The sequence below is a fragment of the Stenotrophomonas lacuserhaii genome, from assembly GCF_014836545.1.
Taxonomy (GTDB): Bacteria; Pseudomonadota; Gammaproteobacteria; order Xanthomonadales; family Xanthomonadaceae; genus Stenotrophomonas; species Stenotrophomonas lacuserhaii.
The window spans coordinates 211643-231748 of record NZ_JACSQS010000003.1; the positions used below are offsets into that span (position 1 = coordinate 211643).

18 protein-coding genes are annotated in these 20106 nt (G+C 67.9%); 6 read left to right on the plus strand and 12 right to left on the minus strand.

Annotation, left to right across the window (positions count from 1 at the left end; genetic code table 11):
- Positions 1 to 39 precede the first annotated feature (39 nt).
- A complete protein-coding gene (groL, locus tag H9654_RS05180; protein ID WP_042614503.1) occupies positions 40 to 1689 on the minus strand; it encodes a chaperonin GroEL in 1650 nt (549 codons plus the stop codon).
- 88 nt (positions 1690 to 1777) lie between these two features.
- Positions 1778 to 2068, minus strand: a complete 291-nt coding sequence (locus tag H9654_RS05185; protein WP_042614504.1) for a co-chaperone GroES — start codon at positions 2066 to 2068, stop codon at positions 1778 to 1780.
- Positions 2069 to 2338: 270 nt separating this feature from the next.
- Between H9654_RS05185 and H9654_RS05190 the strand changes: the two genes are divergently transcribed.
- From H9654_RS05190 to H9654_RS05210, 5 genes are all read left to right on the plus strand, one after another.
- On the plus strand, positions 2339 to 4132 hold the full coding sequence (locus H9654_RS05190) for an endonuclease (RefSeq protein ID WP_191769540.1): 1794 nt from the start codon (positions 2339 to 2341) through the stop codon (positions 4130 to 4132).
- A 69-nt stretch (positions 4133 to 4201) separates the two neighbouring features.
- Complete coding sequence (gene cutA, locus H9654_RS05195) at positions 4202 to 4540, plus strand: divalent-cation tolerance protein CutA (RefSeq protein ID WP_191769542.1); 339 nt, start codon at positions 4202 to 4204, stop codon at positions 4538 to 4540.
- Between the two features lie 29 nt (positions 4541 to 4569).
- The gene (locus H9654_RS05200) at positions 4570 to 6957 is read left to right on the plus strand and encodes a protein-disulfide reductase DsbD family protein (protein ID WP_191769643.1); all 2388 of its coding nucleotides are present in this window, start codon (positions 4570 to 4572) and stop codon (positions 6955 to 6957) included.
- Positions 6954 to 7529, plus strand: a complete 576-nt coding sequence (locus H9654_RS05205) for a TlpA family protein disulfide reductase (protein ID WP_191769544.1) — start codon at positions 6954 to 6956, stop codon at positions 7527 to 7529. Before H9654_RS05200 ends, H9654_RS05205 begins: the two co-directional genes overlap by 4 nt.
- Positions 7530 to 7566: 37 nt before the next feature.
- Positions 7567 to 7740, plus strand: a complete 174-nt coding sequence (locus tag H9654_RS05210) for a hypothetical protein (protein WP_191769546.1) — start codon at positions 7567 to 7569, stop codon at positions 7738 to 7740.
- 49 nt (positions 7741 to 7789) lie between these two features.
- On the opposite strand, the gene H9654_RS05215 is transcribed toward H9654_RS05210, so the two are convergent.
- Positions 7790 to 8695 carry a LysR family transcriptional regulator gene (locus H9654_RS05215; RefSeq protein WP_191769548.1) on the minus strand — a complete coding sequence of 302 codons (906 nt, stop codon included), beginning with the start codon at positions 8693 to 8695 and terminating at the stop codon, positions 7790 to 7792.
- Positions 8696 to 8796: 101 nt separating this feature from the next.
- Between H9654_RS05215 and H9654_RS05220 the strand changes: the two genes are divergently transcribed.
- Positions 8797 to 9555, plus strand: coding sequence for an SDR family NAD(P)-dependent oxidoreductase (locus H9654_RS05220; protein ID WP_191769550.1), 759 nt, complete (start codon positions 8797 to 8799; stop codon positions 9553 to 9555).
- 19 nt (positions 9556 to 9574) lie between these two features.
- Here the strand turns inward: H9654_RS05220 and H9654_RS05225 are convergent, their stop codons facing one another.
- The 9 genes from H9654_RS05225 to H9654_RS05265 form a co-directional block, all read right to left on the minus strand.
- The gene (locus H9654_RS05225; protein ID WP_191769552.1) at positions 9575 to 12139 is read right to left on the minus strand and encodes a methyl-accepting chemotaxis protein; all 2565 of its coding nucleotides are present in this window, start codon (positions 12137 to 12139) and stop codon (positions 9575 to 9577) included.
- 280 nt (positions 12140 to 12419) lie between these two features.
- A complete protein-coding gene (locus H9654_RS05230; protein ID WP_101101395.1) occupies positions 12420 to 13244 on the minus strand; it encodes an alpha/beta fold hydrolase in 825 nt (274 codons plus the stop codon).
- A gap of 36 nt (positions 13245 to 13280) precedes the next feature.
- Entirely contained in the window at positions 13281 to 14915 is a 1635-nt protein-coding gene (locus H9654_RS05235) for an MFS transporter (protein ID WP_191769554.1), read from the minus strand.
- Positions 14909 to 16207: an alginate export family protein gene (locus H9654_RS05240; RefSeq protein ID WP_191769646.1), complete on the minus strand. Its 1299-nt coding sequence runs from the start codon at positions 16205 to 16207 to the stop codon at positions 14909 to 14911. Before H9654_RS05240 ends, H9654_RS05235 begins: the two co-directional genes overlap by 7 nt.
- Positions 16186 to 18033, minus strand: coding sequence for an amidohydrolase (locus H9654_RS05245; RefSeq protein WP_191769644.1), 1848 nt, complete (start codon positions 18031 to 18033; stop codon positions 16186 to 16188). Before H9654_RS05245 ends, H9654_RS05240 begins: the two co-directional genes overlap by 22 nt.
- Before the next feature lie 122 nt (positions 18034 to 18155).
- Complete coding sequence (locus H9654_RS05250; RefSeq protein ID WP_191769555.1) at positions 18156 to 18584, minus strand: DoxX family protein; 429 nt, start codon at positions 18582 to 18584, stop codon at positions 18156 to 18158.
- Between the two features lie 2 nt (positions 18585 to 18586).
- The gene (locus H9654_RS05255; RefSeq protein WP_191769557.1) at positions 18587 to 19243 is read right to left on the minus strand and encodes a hydrolase; all 657 of its coding nucleotides are present in this window, start codon (positions 19241 to 19243) and stop codon (positions 18587 to 18589) included.
- A gap of 30 nt (positions 19244 to 19273) precedes the next feature.
- Entirely contained in the window at positions 19274 to 19663 is a 390-nt protein-coding gene (locus tag H9654_RS05260) for a helix-turn-helix transcriptional regulator (protein ID WP_101116329.1), read from the minus strand.
- Positions 19664 to 19743: 80 nt separating this feature from the next.
- Positions 19744 to 20085 carry a hypothetical protein gene (locus H9654_RS05265; RefSeq protein WP_191769558.1) on the minus strand — a complete coding sequence of 114 codons (342 nt, stop codon included), beginning with the start codon at positions 20083 to 20085 and terminating at the stop codon, positions 19744 to 19746.
- Positions 20086 to 20106 lie beyond the last annotated feature (21 nt).

The window sequence follows — 20106 nt, forward strand, 5'->3', positions numbered from 1 at the left end:
GGGTTCTTGATGATGCAGGTGCTACGGGAAGCGTTGGACTTAGAAGTCCATGCCGCCCATGCCACCCATGCCGCCCATGCCACCACCGGCGCCGCCGGCAGCTTCTTCCTTGCGCGGGGCTTCGGCCACCATGGCTTCGGTGGTGATCATCAGGCCAGCGATGGAAGCGGCGTTCTGCAGGGCCGAACGGGTCACCTTGGTCGGATCCAGGATGCCGAACTCGACCATGTCGCCGAACTCGCCGTTGCCGGCGTTGTAGCCGTAGTTGCCGGTACCTTCCTTCACCTTGTTCAGGATGACCGACGGCTCTTCACCGGCGTTGGCCACGATCTCGCGCAGCGGGGCTTCCATGGCGCGCAGGGCGATCTGGATGCCGTGGGTCTGGTCTTCGTTGGCACCCTTCAGATCGCCGACGGCGACCAGCGCACGCACCAGGGCCACGCCGCCGCCCGGGACCACGCCTTCTTCGACGGCTGCGCGGGTTGCGTGCAGGGCGTCTTCAACGCGGGCCTTCTTTTCCTTCATTTCGATTTCGGTCGATGCGCCGACCTTGATCACTGCAACGCCGCCGGCCAGCTTGGCAACGCGTTCCTGCAGCTTCTCACGGTCGTAATCGGACGAGGTGTCTTCGATCTGGGTCTTGATCTGGGTGACGCGCGCCTGGATGCCTGCAGCGTCGCCGGCACCGTCGATGATGATGGTGTTTTCCTTGGAAACCTGCACCTTCTTGGCGCGGCCCAGGTCGGTGATGGTAGCCTTCTCCAGCGACAGGCCCACTTCCTCGGAAATCACGGTGCCGCCGGTCAGCACGGCCATGTCTTCCAGCATCGCCTTGCGACGGTCGCCGAAGCCCGGAGCCTTCACGGCCACGACCTTGACGATGCCGCGGATGGTGTTGACGACCAGGGTCGCCAGCGCTTCGCCTTCGACTTCTTCAGCCACGATCAGCAGCGGCTTGCCCGACTTGGCGACGCCTTCCAGCACCGGCAGCAGGTCGCGCACGTTGGAGATCTTTTTGTCGTGCAGCAGGATGAACGGGTCATCCAGGTCAGCGGTCTGGCCCTGCTGGTTGTTGACGAAGTACGGGGACAGGTAGCCGCGGTCGAACTGCATGCCTTCGACGACGTCCAGCTCGTTGTCCAGGCCCGAGCCTTCTTCAACGGTGATCACGCCTTCCTTGCCAACCTTCTTCATCGCTTCGGCGATGATGTTGCCGATCGACTCGTCCGAGTTGGCCGAGATCGTGCCGACCTGGGCAATCGCCTTGTCGTCAGCGGTCGGCTGGGAGATCTTCTTCAGCTCGGCGACGGCGGCGATCACGGCCTTGTCGATACCGCGCTTGAGGTCCATCGGGTTCATGCCGGCAGCAACGGCCTTGGCGCCTTCGCGGATCAGGGCCTGGGCCAGCACGGTGGCGGTGGTGGTGCCGTCGCCTGCGTCGTCATTGGTGCGCGAAGCAACTTCCTTCACCATCTGCGCGCCCATGTTCTCGAACTTGTCAGCCAGTTCGATTTCCTTGGCAACGGACACGCCGTCCTTGGTGATGGTCGGGGCGCCGAAGCTCTTTTCGAGCACGACGTTGCGGCCCTTCGGGCCCAGGGTTGCCTTCACGGCATTGGCGAGCACGTTGACACCACGCACCATGCGGGCGCGGGCGTCTTCACCGAAACGAATATCTTTGGCAGCCATTGAATTCACCTGTTATGTAGCGCCGGGACAAGCCCGGCAACATTGATATGAAAGGGGTCTACGGGGTAACGGATCGCGCGACAGCAGCTCAGCCGATGATGGCGAGCACGTCGTCTTCGCGCAGGACCTTGTATTCCACGCCAGCTTCCTTGTAGCTGCTGCCGGCGTACTGGCCGTAGATGACCTTGTCGCCGACCTTCAGGGACGGGGCGCGCACGCTGCCATTGTCCAGCGCCTTGCCCGGACCCACGGCAACCACTTCACCCTTGGTCGACTTTTCCTTGGCCGAGTCCGGGATCAGGATGCCGCCGGCGGAGATTTCGTCGGCTTCGATCGGCTTGACTACGACGCGGTCGTGAAGCGGCTTCAAGTTGCTCATGTGAGACCTCTCAAGTTGTTGATTGTACGGAAGTATTCCGGCGACTTTAGCACTCACCCCAGGTGACTGCCAGAACCGCGCGAGAAAAAAGCCCGGCAGACCGGGACACAGCAGAGATGGAGCCCGGACCTGCCCTTTCAAGGGCCTCGGAAAGAATTTTTTTGGTGACCACCGTCACGGCATTGGGCTCAACCATGCCGAATACGACAGAAGTGTCACGCAATCGGCTTAGATTCCCCCTTCAGGGGATCCGCTCACAAGGAGTAGTCGATGCGAATGCTGTCACCACTTGCCGCTGGCTGCCTGCTGGCGCTGGCGATCTCGCCCGCCCGGGCCGATGTCTTCATCAACGAACTGCACTACGACGACAGCACCCCGGCCGGGGACGTCGGCGAGGCGATTGAAGTGGTCGCCACGGCCGGCGAGGACCTGTCCGGTTACCGCCTGTACCTGTACAACGGCAGCACCCCGTCGGCAGCCAGCGTGTATGCCAACAACCCGGTCCCGGCCGGCACCACAGCCGCCTGTGGCAGCGCCCGTATCGCGGTAGTCAGCTACCCGACCAATGGCCTGCAGAACGGGTCCAACGATGGCATCGCGCTGGTCGATGCCAGCGGTGCGGTGGTCCAGTTCCTCAGCTACGAGGGCACCATCACCGCCGCCAGCGGGCCGGCCGCCGGCCTGACCAGCCAGAACATCCCGGTCGCCGAAAGCAACAGCACCGCAGCCGGCACCTCCCTGCAGCTCACCGGCAGCGGCAGCCAGTACACCCATTTCACCTGGGCCGAGTCCGCCGCCCAGACCTTCGGCGCCTGCAATGCCGGCCAGACCTTCAGCGGCAGCCCCGGCACCCCGGGCCCGAATACGCCGCCGTCGGTGTCCACCACCACGCCGGCCCAGGGCAGCAGCAGCTTCCCCGCCGCCGGTGATCTGGAAGTGGTGTTCAGCGAGAATGTCACGCTGGCCAGCGGCGCCTTCGCGCTGAGCTGCGGCCAGTCCGGCAGCGTGCCGCTGAGCCACCCCTCCAGTGGCCGCACGCTGAAGATTTCCACCAACACCGCGCTGGTGGCCGGCGAGGCCTGCCGCTTCGACATCCGGGCCAGCCGCATCAGCGACAGCCAGGGCGCCCGGCCCGCCGCTGATTCGCGCATCGGCTTCACCGTGGCCAGCAGCACCGGCAACCCGGACCCGGGCAACCCGGGCAATCCCGGCGCGTACTACTCGCGGGTGAATACCTCCAGTCCGAGCCAGTTGCGCTGTTCGCTGCATGAAACCATCAAGGGCCACACCGCGTATCCGTACAGCGGCTCGGGCACCAGCACCTGGACCATCCTGGAGATCGCCGACGAAGATCCCAACAACGCCGGCAACGTGCTCGATGCCTACCGCAACCGCAGCTACGTCAAGGGCAGCGGCCGCGCAGGCACCGGCAGCGGGTTGACCTACAACCGCGAGCACACCTGGCCCAATTCGCTGGGCTTTGCCAGCACCACCGGCGACAAGGGCCTGCCGTATGCGCCCTACACCGACACCCACATGCTGTACCTGACCGATGCGCAGTGGAATGCCGACCGGGGCAACAAGCCCTTCGCCAAGTGCGACAGCAACTGCGGCGAGCGCGCCACCGAGTCCAACAATGGCCAGGGCGGCGGCAGCGGTGCCTATCCGGGCAACTCCAACTGGGTGCGCACCCCCGATGGCAACCAGGGCACGTTCGAAGTGTGGGGCAAGCGCAAGGGCGACATGGCGCGCGCGGTGATGTACATGGCCATCCGGTATGAAGGCGGCAAGGATGCCGCAACCGGCCAGTCCGAACCGGATCTGGAGCTGACCGATGACCGCAGCAGGATCATCAAGACCAGCAGTTCGCCGGCCTACATGGGCCTGCTGTCCACCTTGATGGACTGGCACCTCGCCGACCCGCCGACCGACGCGGAGCGGGCCCGCAACGAGGTGATCTACAGCTTCCAGGGCAACCGCAATCCGTTCATCGACCACCCCGAATGGGCCACCCCGGCCCTGTTCACCTCGGCCAAGCCCAGCAGCTGCCAGCTGGCCAACTGATCATTTTCCGATTTGCCTCATGCCCCGGTCCGGCCTTCTGCCCGGACCGGGGCCCTATACTCGGCGGCGATGTCGACCGCCGATCCCGTCCTGCTGCTGTTCACCACCTGCCCTGACCTGGCCAGCGCCGAGCGCATCGCGCATGCGCTGGTCGACGAGCGGCTGGCGGCCTGCGTCACCCGTCAGGAGGGTGCGCGCTCCACCTATCGCTGGCAGGGCGAAGTGACCACAGACAGCGAACTGCAGCTGCTGGTCAAGACCACCGCCAGCCGGCTCGATGCCGCGATGGCGCGGCTGGTCGAACTGCATCCGTATGAACTCCCCGAGTGCATCGCGGTCGAAGCACGCGCCGGCTTGCCGGCCTATCTGGATTGGATCCGGGCACAGACCCGGGAGGAACACAGTTGATGAAGGCAGCTTTCATGAATTCAGGTTGGATGGCGTCGCTGCGTCGTAGCGCTGCGGTGTGCGCGTTGCTGGCGCTTGCCCTGCCCGCGTGGGCACTGAGCGAAAAGGACCTGCTGCCGGTGGACGAAGCGTTCGCGCTGAGCGCCACGGCGACCCAGCGCGACCAGATCCAGCTGCAGTGGAAGATCGCCCCGGGCTACTACCTGTATCGCCATCGCACCAGCGTCAAGGCCGATCCTTCGTTCAATGCCGGCGCGTTGAAAATGCCGGCGGGCGAGCGCCACCATGATGATTTCTTCGGCGAAGTAGAGACCTATCGCGAGCGTCTGGCCGCGACGTTGCCCGGCCAGCCGGCGCCCGACGCCGGCACCGTCAGCGTGGAAGTGCGCTTCCAGGGCTGCGCCGATGCGGGCGTGTGCTATCCGCCGCAGAAGCGCGTGATCCAGGTCGCGCTGCCCGGCGGCGGTGCAGGTGCCGGCATCGCTTCTACAGGCATTGCCGCAGCAACCGGTGCTTCGCCGTTGGGCACCCCGCTGGGTGGCAACAGTAGCGGCCTGCGCCTGCCCGGCACCGCCGCGGCCGTGCAGGGCCTGCCGCTGCCTTCGGAGAAGGCCTTCGGCTTCGAAGCCATCGTCGACGATGGCAACACCCTGCTGCTGCGCTTCACCCCGGCCAAGGGGTATTACCTGTACCGCGACCGCACTTCGCTGAAGCTGGAAGGGGCCAACGGCATCCGCGTGGAGGCGCTGCGCTGGCCGCAGGCGAAGTCGCATCGCGATGAACATTTCGGCGACGTGGCGGTGTTCTTCGACCAGACCGACGCCACCCTGCCACTGCACCGCAGCCGCGCCGAGGCACTGGACGCCACCCTGGTGGTGACTTTCCAGGGTTGCCAGACCGATGGCATCTGCTACCCGCCGATGACCCGCCGGGTGCGGCTGGATATTCCCGCCGGCAAGGTCGACGCGACGGCGGCGACCACCGCGGCCGGCAATGAACTGCCAGCCGCATTGCCGCGCGAGGCACAGCGCACCGACGGCACGGGCGGCGAAAAGACCGACAACCGGCGCGTGGTGCCGATCATCCCCGACAGCATTCCCGCTGACGCTGCGGGTCTGGATGCGGCCACCGCGGGTGCCACGGCACCCAGCCCGGATGCCAGCGCGGACAACGCACAGCGCACGCGCCCACCGGAACCGACCAGCGCCAAGGGCCTGCTGGTGGTGCTGCTGCTGGCACTGGCCGGCGGCCTGGTGCTGAACCTGATGCCGTGCGTGCTGCCGATCCTGTCGCTGAAGGTGCTGGGCCTGGCGCAGAGCGGTGAGAGCCGCCAGCGTGCACGCGCGCATGCGCTCTGGTACACCGCCGGCGTGCTGGTGGCGTTCGCGGTGATCGGCGGGCTGGTGCTGGCCCTGCGCGCAGCTGGCCAGGCCGCAGGCTGGGGCTTCCAGTTGCAGCATCCGTGGTTCATCGCCGCGCTGGTGTACCTGATGTTCGCCGTCGGCCTGAGCCTGTCCGGGGTGTTCACCCTGGGCGGCAACGTGGGCGGCATCGGCCAGTCACTGGCCTCGCGCAGCGGTCCGGTCGGTGATTTCTTCACCGGGGTATTGGCCTGCGTGGTGGCCAGCCCGTGCGTGGCGCCGTTCATGGGCCCGGCGTTGGCCTATGCATTCGCGGCCCCCGCGCTGCAGTCGATGCTGGTGTTCCTGGCGCTGGGCCTGGGCCTGGCGCTGCCGTTCCTGCTGGTCGGTTTCGTGCCCACGCTGGCGCGTCGCCTGCCGCGTCCTGGCGCGTGGATGGAAACGCTGAAACATGTGCTGGCGTTCCCGATGTACGCCACCGCGCTGTGGCTGCTGTGGGTGCTGGGCAAGCAGCGCGGCGTGGATGCGATGGCGCTGGTGCTGGGTGGGCTGGTCCTGCTGGCGCTGGGGCTGTGGTGGTTCGAGCGCAGCCGCTGGCGCAGCCAGCGGATCGGTGCGCTGCTGGCCGGCGTGGTGATCCTGGCTGCGCTGGTGCCGGTGTGGGGCGTTGCCCGGCTGGCCCCGCCGGCAACGGCAGCGCAGGCTGCCGGCGAGAACGTGGTGGCCTATTCGCCGGAAATGCTGGACCGTCTGCGCGCGGACAACCGCGTGGTGTTCGTCAACATGACCGCCGACTGGTGCGTGACCTGCAAGGCCAACGAACGCGCGGTGCTGTCGCGGCCTGATTTCCAGGACCTGCTGCGGCGGACCAACGCGGTGTACATGCGCGGCGATTACACCAACGTGGACCCGCAGATCACCGCCTTCCTGGATGAACACAAGGCCGTGGGCGTGCCGCTGTACGTGGTGTACGGCCCCGGCGCGCCGCCGATCGTGCTGCCCAGCGTGCTGACCCAGGCGCTGGCCGAAGAAGCGCTGCTGCGTACCGCGCGATGAAGCTGAGGCCGGCACTGCTGTGGACAGCGGTGCTGGCCGGTGGATTGGGCCTGTGGGCCGGGCAGCAGCTGGATACGTCTTCGGAGAAGGGGTCAGGTTCTTTTCCCGGCGTGGAAAAGGAACCTGACCCCACCCGTAAAGCGGCCGCGGCGGGCATCGGCGATCCGCTCCCGCCCATCGTGCTGCCGGATCTTTCCGGCGCGCCGGTGGACCTGCAACGGTTCCATGGCCGGCCGCTGCTGATCAACGTATGGGCCAGCTGGTGCGCCCCCTGCGTGGAAGAAATGCCGGAGCTGGCCCACTTCGCCGCCGCCCAGCGCGACCAGGGCGTGCAGGTGCTGGGCCTGGCGCTGGATACCGCCGAAGGCGTGCAGGACTTCCTGCGCCGGGTGCCGGTGGACTACCCCATCGTGCTGGAAAGCCCTGGCCCAGCCGACGCCAGCGTGCGCTTGGGCAACACGCAGGGCCTGCTGCCCTACACGGTGCTGGTGGACGCGCAGGGCCGCATCGTGCGGCAGAAGCTGGGACCGTTCGCCAAGGGCGAGATCGAAGGCTGGGCAAGCGGCGGCTGAGCGCGCTTGACCCGGCGACCGCCGACCGGAACAGGCGTTGCCGGCTTCGTCCTCCCCCGATTTTCAAGGCCGTTTTCTTCCAAACGCTGCCTGGCGGTCGCGCGACGTCAGCAACCGGATGTACGTGCAGGATCTGCTGCGCGAAACCCTCGGCGAGGAGGCGCTGGAGGCGCTGAGTGCCGAGGGCCGCTACCGGCGCGACGTGTACTGAGTAGTGTCGAGCCTGCTCGACACCGCCCAGCTGTCGAGCAAGCTCGACACTACAGGGGCAGCAGGTGCGGTTGCAGCAGCGCGGCGACCCAGTCCATGAACACCCGCGCCCGTGCGGGAAGGTGTCGGCGCTGCGCGTACAGCAGGGTGACCGGCATCGGTTCGGACGGCAGCTGCGGCAGGATTTCAACCAGCGTTCCATCGGCAAGCGCCTGGCGCACGCCCAGCCGTGGCACCTGGATGATGCCCAGCCCGGCCAGCGCGGCGGCGGTGTAGCCATCGCCGCTGTTGACGGTCACCGCACCGGCCATCGGCAGGCTCCGGTAGTGGTCGCCATCGCGGTATTCAAACCCTGCGGGCCGTTGCCCCAGCGTGCTCACGTAGTGCACCAGGCGATGTCCGCCCAGCGCCTGGAGTGTGAGCGGCGTGCCACGCGCGGCGAGGTAACCGGGGCTGGCACAGTTGACCATGTCCATGCTGCCCAGCGGTCGCGCCACCAGCGTGTTGTCGTCCAGCGCACCGACCCGCAGCACGCAGTCGAAGCCTTCGCGCACCAGGTCGACACGGCGATCGGTGCCGCTGAGTTCGATCTCCAGCCCTGGGTGCTGTTCCAGGAAGGTCGGCAGCTGCGGCAGGATCAGGTGCCGTGCGAGCCCACTGGACATGTCCACCCGCAGCCGCCCGCGCAGCTGCGCGGTATCGCGGCGGAACATGCCCTGCAGGTCCTCCATGTCATCCAGCAGGTCGCGGGCGCGCTGGAAAAGCTGTTCACCGTCCGCCGTCAGCTGCACGCGGCGCGTGGTCCGGTGCAGCAGCTGGGTGCCCAGCGCCGCTTCCAGGCGCTGTACCGCCAGCGACACGCTGGCCTTTGGCAGCCCCAGGCTCTCTGCCGCGCGCGTGAAGGAGCCACGCTCGGCCACATGCAGGAAGGTACGCAGTTGCGACACGCTGTCCATTGATTGTCGGCCATTGTTGAACAGTCATATCAGGATCACGCAGTTTATTCGCCCTCGCAAGCCCAATAGGCTGGTCACCTACCCGCCCGTTGGAGCTCGACATGTCCGTTTCCCGCACCCTGCTGATCACCGGTGGCAGCCGTGGCCTCGGCCGCAACGCCGCCCTCGCCCTGGCCTCCGACGGCGCCGACATCGTATTGACCTACCGCAGCCAGTCGTCCGCCGCCGACGAGGTCGTGGCGCAGGTTGAAGCACTGGGCCGACGCGCTGCCGCGTTGCCACTGGACGTGGCTGACAGCGCCTCGTTCGCCGCCTTCGTCGAACGGCTGCAGGCCCAGCTTGCCGACTGGGGCCGTGAGCGCCTGGATGGCCTGGTCAACAATGCCGGCGAAGGCCACTACGCGCTGATCGCCGACACCACCCCGGCCTCGTTCGACCACCTGGTCAACGTGCACCTGAAAGGCCCCTACTTCCTGACCCAGGCGCTGCTGCCGCTGCTCGCCGACGGCAGCCGCATCCTCAACGTGTCCAGCGGGCTGGCGCGCTTTTCGCTGCCGGGCAGCTCGGCCTACGCGATGATGAAGGGCGGCATCGAGGTGTTCACCCGCTACCTGGCCAAGGAACTGGGCGCGCGGGGCATCAGTGCCAACACGCTGGCGCCCGGTGCGATCGAAACCGATTTCGGCGGCGGCCGCGTGCGTGACGATGCCGGCATCAATGCGATGGTCGCCTCGTCCACCGCGCTCGGCCGCGCCGGCAAACCCGATGACATCGGCCCGGCCGTGGTCGCGCTGATGTCGGCGGACACGCGCTGGATCAATGCCCAACGCGTGGAAGCTTCCGGCGGCATGTTCATCTAGGCGATCCGCAACGGCGGGCTCAGCCCACGACCGGCGTCCTTTTTCCCGATGGGGAAAGGGGCGCCGACCGCACATCGCCGACACCGCGCAGCTGGAACACCGCCACCGCCTCGGCCAGCACCTCCGCCTGTGCTTCCAGTGCACGCGCCGAGGCCGTGGCCTCTTCCACCATCGCCGCGTTCTGCTGGGTACTGGCATCCATCTGCACGATGGTCTGGTTGACCTGGCCGATGCCATTGCGCTGCTCCAGCGAGGCATCGCGGATCTGTGCCATGATCGCGGCCACCTGCTGCACGCTGGCCTGCAGTTCTTCCATGGTGGCACCGGCCTGGCTGACCGCACGCGTGCCCTGTCCCACCTGCTGCACCGAGTCCTCGATCAGTCCCTTGATCTGCCTGGCCGCATCGGCGCTGCGCTGCGCCAGCAGGCGCACTTCACTGGCTACCACCGCGAAACTGCGACCCTGTTCGCCGGCACGTGCCGCCTCGACGGCGGCATTCAACGCCAGGATGTTGGTCTGGAAGGCGATGCCGTCGATCAGCGCGGTGATCTCGCCGATGCGTCGCGACGATGCGCTGATGTCCTGCATCGAACGCTGCACCCGCCCCACCGCCTCACCACCGCGCGTGGCCACGTCCGCGCTGGCGCGTACCAGGGTGTCGGCCTGTCCGGCGGCGTCGGCATTGCGCGATACGGTATCGGTCAGCTCGTGCATCGAGGCGGCGGTCTCTTCCAGGTTGGCCGCCTGCAACTCGGTACGGATGGAAAGATCCGCATTGCCTGCGCTGATTTCACCGGCCGCATCGCCGATCGAGCGCGCCGCGTCCTGGATGCCCGCGACGATGCCCGCCAGCTGGTCCACGGTCGCGTTGGCATCATCACGCATGCGCGCGAACACCCCCTCCAGTTCACCCCCCATGCGTACGCGCAGGTCGCCCCGCGCCAGTGCCGCCAGCAGTGCCTGCAGGTCGCCGAGGTTGTGTTCGAAGGTCGCCAGCAGATGGTTGATGCTGGCCGACAGGCGATGCACGTAGCCCTGCTTTCCTTCCAGCGGAATGCGGCCGGCCAGCTCACCCTGCGCGGCGGCATCCACCAGCGCGCCGACTTCGGTTTCCAGCAGCACTTCCAGCGCACGGCTGCGCCACTCCACCACCTCGCCGAGCGACTGGCCGGCCTCGAAGATCGGCGTGGTCACCAGCTGCCAGGTGGTGCCGGCGTGCTGGATGTCGTACTCGCGTCGGCCGCTGCCGTCGATCCGCGCCAGCGCCGGATGCAGCTGTCGGGCAGGCCGGCCCAGCACGTCGTTCCCGCCCGCACCCAGGGTCTGCAGCAACGCCGGATTGGCATGGGTCACTTCGCCCTGCGGATTGACCACCATCAGGCCGGTGGAGGCGCTGTCCAGTGCCTGCCGCGCACGGGCGTTCTCCTGCGCCACCGCCCGTTCGTGTTCGATGCGTGCGCGCAGCTGCTGCTGCATGTGGCCCAGCCGCTGCGCCAACTGGCCGATTTCATCGTGCGGGTTATGCACGCGCAACACGGTATCCAGGCGGTCCTCGGCGATGTCCTGCGCGAAACGCAGGGTGTCCTGGATCGGTCGGCGCACGGCATGCAGCACCATCAACAGCGTGCCGATCAGCACCACGGCCACCACCAGCAGCGAGGCGGCGAACAGCACACCGAGGCGTGTGGCCTGCGCCTGCTGGCGGCTGCGCGCCTGCTCCAGGCTGGCTGCCTGCGCCTGTTGGAAGGCCTGCAGCGCGGGGGTGATGCTGGCCGCCGTATCCACCAGCGACTGCGCTTCCACGTCCAGCCCCATGCGGGCGGCGGTGTAGGTCAGCAGGGCGCCCTGGTAGGTATCCATCAGATCGCGCAGCTGCTGCTGCGCATCGTCCGGCAGGCCCGCCAGCGCGAGATCGAACGGGAGTTTCTCCTCGCTGGCGCGGTCGGCATGCCGGGAGTCGCCGCTCAGCAGCAGCAGGCTTTCCTGCCGGCGCATGCGCTGCACATGCAGGGCCAGCAGCGGGCGTTGCGTTGCGTCCACCGCCGCCTGCACCGCGTCGGCCGCCTGCGCCAGCTGCGCCGACATCGCTTCGTCACCACGTCCCATTTCATCCACGCGCGCGTTGAGCGCGGCGATGCCTTCAGCAAACGCGTCGGCCTGGGTGGTCAGTTCGGCCAATGCCTGCCGACGCGTCGCGTCCATCGGCAGTGCCCGCAGCTGCTGCAAGGTGGCCCGCAGCCGCTGCTGGGCAACCTGCAGCGCATCGCGGTCGGCGGCATCGAAACTGCGTGCATACTGGGTCTGCAGCCGCCTGGCTTCGGCGATGTCGGCGGCCAGCGTGGCGGCCAGTCCGGTGCCCTGCTGGTAGACCGCGAAGCTCTGTGCGGCACGTTCGCTGCCGTGGCTGGTCCAGCCGTACATCGCGGCAATGGTGACCAGGCCCAGGCCACAGACCAGCAGGCTGGCCTTGATCTTGGCGGCCACGCTGAGCCGGGCCAGGTGCTGCAGGGAAGGCCGCGCGCGTGCTGCAAGGCGGCGCAGGCGGAGGGAGGCGGAACGCAGGATGTGGGGGGCAGCCGGCATGACAGGATCCGAGGCGGAATGACGCATCGGTATCGGCCCGTGCTGGCCGGACTTTAGCCCGTTGTTGCCGGAATGTGCCGCGCTGCACGCGGGACGCTGCTCGTTGTAACAGCGCCGCAAGTCGCATCGATGACAGTGCACGCTCCAGGCTGTGGCCTGGTTCGCCGCGGCACCCCGGTCATTGCGTACCTCACCGCGATCCTGCAACGCCGGAAACGAACTGGCCGAAGCGCTCGCACGCTCCGGCCATTCCGATGTACCGCTCGTGCGTGGGGCCTGATCAGGCCCTGGCGAAGGCCAGCAGGTCGGCGTTGAACTGATCGGCGTGGGTCGAGGTCAGGCCATGCGGCGCACCCGGGTAGACCTTCAGCGTGCCGTTGGCGAGCAGCTTGATCGACTTCTCGGCAGCGGCCTTGATCGGCACGATCTGATCGTCGTCGCCGTGGATCACCAGCGTCGGCACGTCGATCTTCTTCAGGTCTTCGCTGTAGTCCACTTCAGAGAACTCACGCACGCAGTCGTACTGGCCCTTCACACCGCCCAGCATGCCCTGCAGCCAGAACGAATCGCGCATGCCCTGGGTGACCGCGTTGCCATCACGGTTGGCACCGAAGAACGGCGTGGCCAGGTCCTGGAAGAACTGCGAGCGGTCACCCCCGGTGCCCTTGCGGATGCCGTCGAAGACGTCCAGCGGCGTGCCTTCCGGGTTGCCGGCGGTCTGCAGCATCAGCGGCGGCACCGCACCGACCAGCACCACCTTGGCCACGCGGCTGCTGCCATGGCGACCCACGTAATGCGCCACTTCACCACCACCGGTGGAGTGCCCGACCAGGATCGCGTCCTTGACCTCGGCCTGCTCCAGCACGGCGGCCAGGTCGTCGGCGTAGGTGTCCATGTTGTTGCCGTCCCAAGTCTGGCTGGAACGTCCGTGGCTGCGACGGTCGTGGGCGATGACGCGGAAGCCGTTCTGGCCCATGAACAGCATCTGCGGGTCCCAGGCGTCGGAGCTGAGCGGCCAGCCATGCGCGAATACGATCGGCTGGCCGGTGCCCCAGTCCTTGTAGAAGATGCGGGCGCCGTCTTTGACGGTAACGAAGTGGCTCATGTGGTTGGCTCCTGTCGAAGTGGATGGAACAGTGGGTCAGATGTCACTGTGGGTGTGCGGCACGGCGGCTTCCAAGGCATCACTTCCGCCGACGAAATGGCGTACCACCGGGTGCCGCTCGCCCCGGTGCAACGCACGCAACTGCTCCTGTACGGCCTTGTCATCGGAGGTGATGCGCTCGTGCTGGCGCAGGTGCTCCAGCCACGACGCGGTGACGAAATACTCCAGGTGCACGCCGGGGCTGGCGACATCTTCGGCCACGCCCCACAGCACCGCGCCATCGCGGCGGCGCACGCGGCCAAGCAGCCGCATGCACGCATGGAAAGCCGCGCGATCGGCGGCATCGATGCGGTATTCCACCGTCACCAGCACCGGTCCGCGGTCATGCGCCACCGCCACCGACAGTTCCGGTGCAGGCCAGTGGCCAGCCGGACGCAGGTCCAGTTCTTCGGTGCCAGAGATGCGCACGCGCCATACCAGCAGGCCCGCCACCACCGAACCGACGGCCGCCACCAGCAGCGCCAGGGTGGGCGTGCTGCGCTGGGCGAGTGCGCCCCAGCACAGTCCACCGGCCGCCATGCCGAGCGAAAACACCATGATGTACAACGCCAGCGCACGTGCCCGCACCCACGCCGGAACCGCGGTCTGCGCGGCGATCTGCAGCGAGGACAGCACGGTGATCCAGGCAAAGCCATTGACCAGCATCGCCAGCGGCAACAGCACCCAGCTGCGCAGCAGGGCCAGCCCGACCAGGCTCAGCGCCAGTGCCAGCGTGGCCAGCAGCACCAGCAGGTCACGGTCCAGCCGCGCACGCAGTTTCGGCAGCAGCAGGGCACCACTGACCGCGCCGATGCCCACGCAGCCCAGCAACATGCCGTACTGCCCTGCCCCGCCCTGCATCTGCCCGCGCACCACCACCGGCAGCAGCGCGGTCATCGCACTGGCGAAGAAAAAGAAGCCTGCGGATTTGATCAGCACCGCCTGCAGGTGGCCGGCCCGGCTGGCATAGCGCAGGCCGGATTTCAGCCCGGCGCCGAAGCCTTCCGGCGGCAGGCTGGAGGCCTTCGGATCGCGCTGCCAGCGCAGCAGCACCACCAGCATGGCCGCGAAGCTGATCGCATTGAACCCGAACGCCCACGTGGCCCCCAGCTGGGCGACGATCACCCCGCCGATGGCCGGGCCCAGCGAACGCGCGATGTTGATGCCGATCGAGTTCAGCGCCACTGCCGAGGCCAGCATCGGCGGCGGTACCAGTTCGGACACGATCGCCGCCTGCGCCGGCATCGCCATCGCCGCGCCGCAGCCCATGCAGAAGGTGAGTACCACCAGCAGGGTCGGGCTGAGCATGTCCAGGTGGGTCAGCACGGCCATGGTGCCGGCCACCGCCAGCATCCAGCCCTGGGTGGCCAGCAGGTAGCGGCGACGGTCGACGATGTCGGCCAGGGTGCCGGCCACCAGTGCCAGCAGCACGATCGGCACGGTGGTGGCCGATTGCACCAGCGCGACCATCAGCGGCGAGCCGGTGCGTTCGGCCATCACCCAGGCCGCGGCCACGTCGTTGACCCAGGTGCCGATGTTGCTGCCCATGATGGCCAACCACAACGCGCGGAACATGCTGATCTGCAGCGGCGCCCAGGCGCCGGGTGCAGCGGGGGAAGCGGTGTTTACCATTGCCACGCTCCTACGATGGAGGCAAAAAGAGTGTTGCGGCCGCCGGCCTGGCGCAGTGCCGGACCGGCATCCACCCAGGCCAGCTGCCATTGCCATAGCCAGTCCTCGCTGGCCTGCCAGCGGGTCTCGGCCTTGTACTGGGTGCCGATGCGGCGCGCGCCACCGGCACTGCCGGGCAACGGAACCAGGGGTGCCGGCGTGGTGTACACCGCATCGCTGCGCTGTTGTTTCCAGGCCAGCTGCACGCCAAGCTGCGTGCTGAGGCGCTCGCTGAGCTGCAGGTCCAGGGTCGGCTGGACGTCGAGCAGGTTGGCCGGCGCCAGCAGGCTGGCCTCGCTGAAATAGGACGACTTCGGGTACAGCGCATTGAAGGTCTGCAGGCGCCCATCGCCTGCATCGCGGTCACCGCTGGCGATGTCCAGCTTCACCCCCAGCCGTGGTTGCAGCGGCGCCTGGTGCCAGCGCCAGCCGGTATCGCTGGCCAGCGTCCAGGCACGGACGTGCAGCCGCTGCGTGGCGGTGTCCAGATGACCCCGCTGTGCCACTGCTTCCACGTTCCAATCGAGTGCATCGGCCTGGCCGAACCAGCGCGTACCCAGCGTCTGCCGCCGTTCGCGCCCGTTGCCGTCGGCGAAACGTGCGCCGTCGCGCTGGTAATCCAGCAGGTAGGCATCCCATTGGCCGCTGCCGGCCCTTGCTGCGCTGGTCGCGTACGCGCCCCACAGGTGGGCACCCGGCTCGCTGCGGTCGTCGAAGGCGCCGGGGCGGTTGTCCACCGCGCGCAGCGCCAGCAGATCCAGCCGGCCGGCTCCGCCACGCCAGCCCAACCGCACGCCATCGAACGCCAGCCGGATGTTCGGCCCATCGCGCACCGACAGCAACCGCGAGCTGCCATAGCTGGCTTCCTGCCGGCCCAGCTGCAGCCAGGCGTGCTGTCCCTGCCAGCGCCAGTAGGCCTGCTGCACGTCCAGCGCGCCTTGATCGGTGCCACCGGGCCCACCGGCGCGTCCCTGTTCGGCATGCACGCCCAGCTGCAGGCGCGCCTGCCAGTCATCGCGGCGATACATCGCCGATCCCAGCGCGCGCAGCAGGCCATAGCCATCTTCGCTGCCGCCAATGCCGAAGCGGGTGGGGTCGAAGTACATCCCACGCAGCCGCAGCGAGGCGTCCCACTGCAGGTCGCCGCTGCCCAGCGCGCTGCAATGACCCGCCTCGCAGCCGTCCTGCGCCCGCGCCTGTGCCAGCGCAGGCAGCGCCAGCACGGCGAGGGTCAGAACGCGAAGCACGAGCAGCCCATGGCGCCCCAGAACGCCTGCAGGTCACCGGTAGGCGCCGCATGGTGGGCCGCATGGCCGTGTGCGCCGTGGGTGGCACACGACGCGCCATGGTGATGGTGATGCGCCATCGCCAGACCGGTCGCCGTACAGCCGACGTGGTAGCCGCCGAAGCGGTTGACCGGTGACCAGTCCGGCATCGCCGGCGGCAGTACCGGTGCCAGCCCATCGTAGTCTTCGGCGGCGTGCACGATGCGTCCGCCCAGTACGGTCAGCACACTGGTGATGTCGGCGATCTGGTTGTCGTCCACGCGGAAGTAATCGGCCGAAAGCACGATGAAATCGGCCAGCTGGCCGGCCTTCAGCGTGCCCTTGTGGTCTTCATCGCCAGAGAACCACGCGCTGCCCTGGGTCCACAGGCGCAGCGCCTGTTCGCGTTCCAGCAGGTTCTCATCGCCATACAGTGCCAGCCCGCCCACGGTACGGCCGGTGACCAGCCACGACAGCGCGACCCACGGGTTGTAGCTGGCCACGCGCGTGGCGTCGGTGCCGGCGCCCACCGGGACGCCTTCAGCCAGCATCCGCTTCACCGGCGGCGTGTGGCGTGCCGCCTGCACGCCGTAGCGCTCGACGAACGCCTCGCCCTGGTAGGCCATGCGGTGCTGGATCGCCAGCCCGCCACCCATCGCGCGGATGCGCTCGATGTTGCGCGGGGTGATGGTCTCGGCGTGGTCGATGAACCAGTGCAGGCCGTCGAACGGCACCTCGCGGTTGACCTGCTCGTAGACGTCCAGGATGCGCGAGATGCTTTCGTCGTAGGTCGCATGGATGCGGAACGGCCAACGCTTTTCCACCAGCAGCCGCACCACGTCATGCAGTTCCGGCTCCAGTTCCGGCGGCAACTCCGGGCGTGGCTCGTTGAACAGTTCGAAGTCCGCCGCGGAGAACACCAGCATCTCGCCCGCGCCATTGTGGCGCAGCAGGTCGTCGCCCTGGCGTGGTTGCAGCATCTCGCTCCAGCGCTGGAAGTCACCGACTTCACCGCCCTTGTTCTGGGTGAACAGGTTGTAGGCGATGCGCACGCTGAGCTGGTCATCGCGGTGCAGCTGTTCGATGACCTGGTAATCCTCGGGATAGTTCTGGAAGCCACCGCCGGCATCGATCACCGAGGTGATCCCCAGCCGGTTCAGCTCGCGCATGAAATGGCGTGTCGAATTGGCCTGGTACTCGATCGGCAGCCTGGGGCCCTTGGCCAGCGTGGCGTACAGGATCACCGCGTTCGGCTTGGCCAGCAGCAGGCCGGTGGGATTGCCCAGTTTGTCGCGCACGATCTGGCCACCGGGCGGATCCGGCGTGTTCTTGTCATAGCCGCAGGCCCGCAGCGCAGCACGGTTGAGCAGCGCGCGGTCGTACAGGTGCAGCAGGAACACCGGCGTATCCGGGGCGATGGTGTTGATTTCTTCCAGCGTCGGCAGGCGCTTTTCGGTGAACTGGGCAGCGGTGAAGCCACCGACCACGCGCACCCATTGCGGTGCGGGCGTGCGATCGACCTGCACTTTCAGCATGGCCAACGCATCGGCCAGCGACCGCAGGCCATCCCAGCGCAGTTCCAGGTTGTAGTTGAGTCCACCGCGGATCAAGTGGGTATGGCTGTCATTGAGCCCGGGCACCAGCCGGCGGCCCTGCGCATCGATGATCGTTGCCTCAGCGGACCAGCCGCGCATGATGTCCTCGTCGCTGCCGACGGCGACGATGCGCCCATCCTGCACGGCCAGTGCCTGTGCGTGCGGCTGCGCCGGGTCGAGGGTGGTGATGCGGGCATTGCGGATGACCAGGGTGCTCATGCGACGCTCCTGCGATGAGGGGGAAGAAGCCGCTGCCAGGCCGCGGCCGGCCAGGCCCAGCGCGAGTGCCGCGCCAGCGCCCAGCAGCACCTCGCGGCGGCCAGGCAGGGAGGGGTCGGGGCTCATGACGGCACTCCAGGGGAAGCAAGGAAGGAATCAAGCGAGAACGTACCGGCGCCAGCCAGCGCGACCGACAGCAGCAGCAGCGTCCACATCACCGGGTACTCCACGCCGCCGCGCATCCAGAACCACCCGCGTGGCAGCGCCAGCAGCGCGGTGAACGCGATGAACGCTGCGCCGACCAGCGCGGCGAGGTGGGTCTGCCAGCCGAGCAGCACCGACAGCCCGGCCAGCACCTGTACCCCCGCCAGCAGCAGCGGCAACGGTGCCGCGGCCGGCAGGCCGAACCCACGCAGCTCGCCGGCAAAGCCGGCAAGGCCCGGGCCGTTGAACCAGCCGAACAACTTGCCCAGCGCGTGTGGCAACAGGAATCCTCCCACCGCCACGCGCAGCATCAGCAGCGCCACGTCCAGGGCATGGCTGCTGCCCATGCTCAGTGACCGCCTTCCTGTGCGCCGAACATGGTCTTGGCGTACTGGATACCCACCCCATAGCCCCCTGCATGCTCGCGGGCGATGCCGGTGGTGAGGTCGTAGGTTTCACCGCGCGCCCAGTCGCGCTGCAGCTCCAGCAGGTACTGCACGCTGGTGATCGGCACCGCGCCGGCCTGCACCATGCGGGTGACGGCGCGCTCATGCGCCTCCTCGCTCACGTCGCCGCAGGCGTCGGTGATGACATAGATCTCGAAGCCCTGCTCGATCGCCGACAGGGTCGGGCCGACGATGCAGACGCTGGTCCACAGGCCGGCGATGACCAGGCGCTGCTTGCCGATGCGGTTGATCTCATCGATCACGCCCTGGTCTTCCCAGGCGTTCATCGAAGTGCGGTCGAACACCGGCTGGCCCGGGAAGATCGCCGGCAGTTCCGGGAACAGCGGACCGGAGAACGACTTCTCCGCCACGGTGGTCAGCACCACCGGCACCTTGAAGCCTTTGGCGCCCTTGCTGATCAACGCGACGTTGTTGCGCAGCGCGGAGATGTCGATGGTGTGGGTGGCAAACGCCATCTGCGACTGATGGTCGATCAGCACCAGCGCGTGGTCGGTCGGGGACAGCAGCGCGTTGCCGGGGACGGCGGTGGCCTTGTTCATGCGGTTGGCTCCAGGGAGGGTGGGAGGGAATCAGTAAGGAGACGCAGCGTGCAGCGCGTAACGGCGCGGGCTGCAACCGGTGGCGGCGCGGAAACTGCGGGTGAAGTGGCTCTGGTCGAAGAACGCCAGTTCGCTGGCAATACGGCCGACCGGCTGCGAGCCTTCGCGCAACCAGTGGCGGGCCTGGTCGATGCGACGCTGGCGCAGCCATCCGGTCGGGCTGAGCCCGGTGGCACTGCGGAACAAGCGGGCGAGGTGGAAGCGGCTGACACACGCAGCGGCGGCGATCTGCACCACGTCGATCGGCTGGCCGAGGTTCTGCTCCATGAACGCCTGCGCGCGGCGGACCGCTGCCGCCTGCCCCGCATTCAGACCAGGCATCGCCGAAGGTGCGCCGCGGCACGGGGTGTCGGTGGCCATCGGCAGTGCTCGTGGTGGGGAGTGAATAGCGTGGCGGCAGACGCGCCGAGGCCCTACCCCCGACGGGGTGGGCAGCACGCTCACTCTTTCGGGGGGGGCATCCGCCGGGCGGCCAGCAGCACCCGCCGACCGAACAGACAGGCATCCAGCGAGTAGGCGCCGGGACCGAGCAGCAACAGGCAAGCAGGCAGCAGGACCAGCGCCGCGCCGCCCTTACCGGTCCACAACACCAGCGTGGCCAACGCCACGGCCAGCGGGGTCAGCCCGCCGAGGGCCAGCAGCAGCGCCGCCGAGGCCGCGCCCCATTGCTGCCACGCGGCCACCGGCCAGGGCCAGCACATCGCAACCGCCAGGCACAGGCGTATCCACAGCAGGCCGATACCCGGGGCACGATCAGGAAACATCACGAACAGACGCTGCATTCCACCCTCCCGTGGACAGGC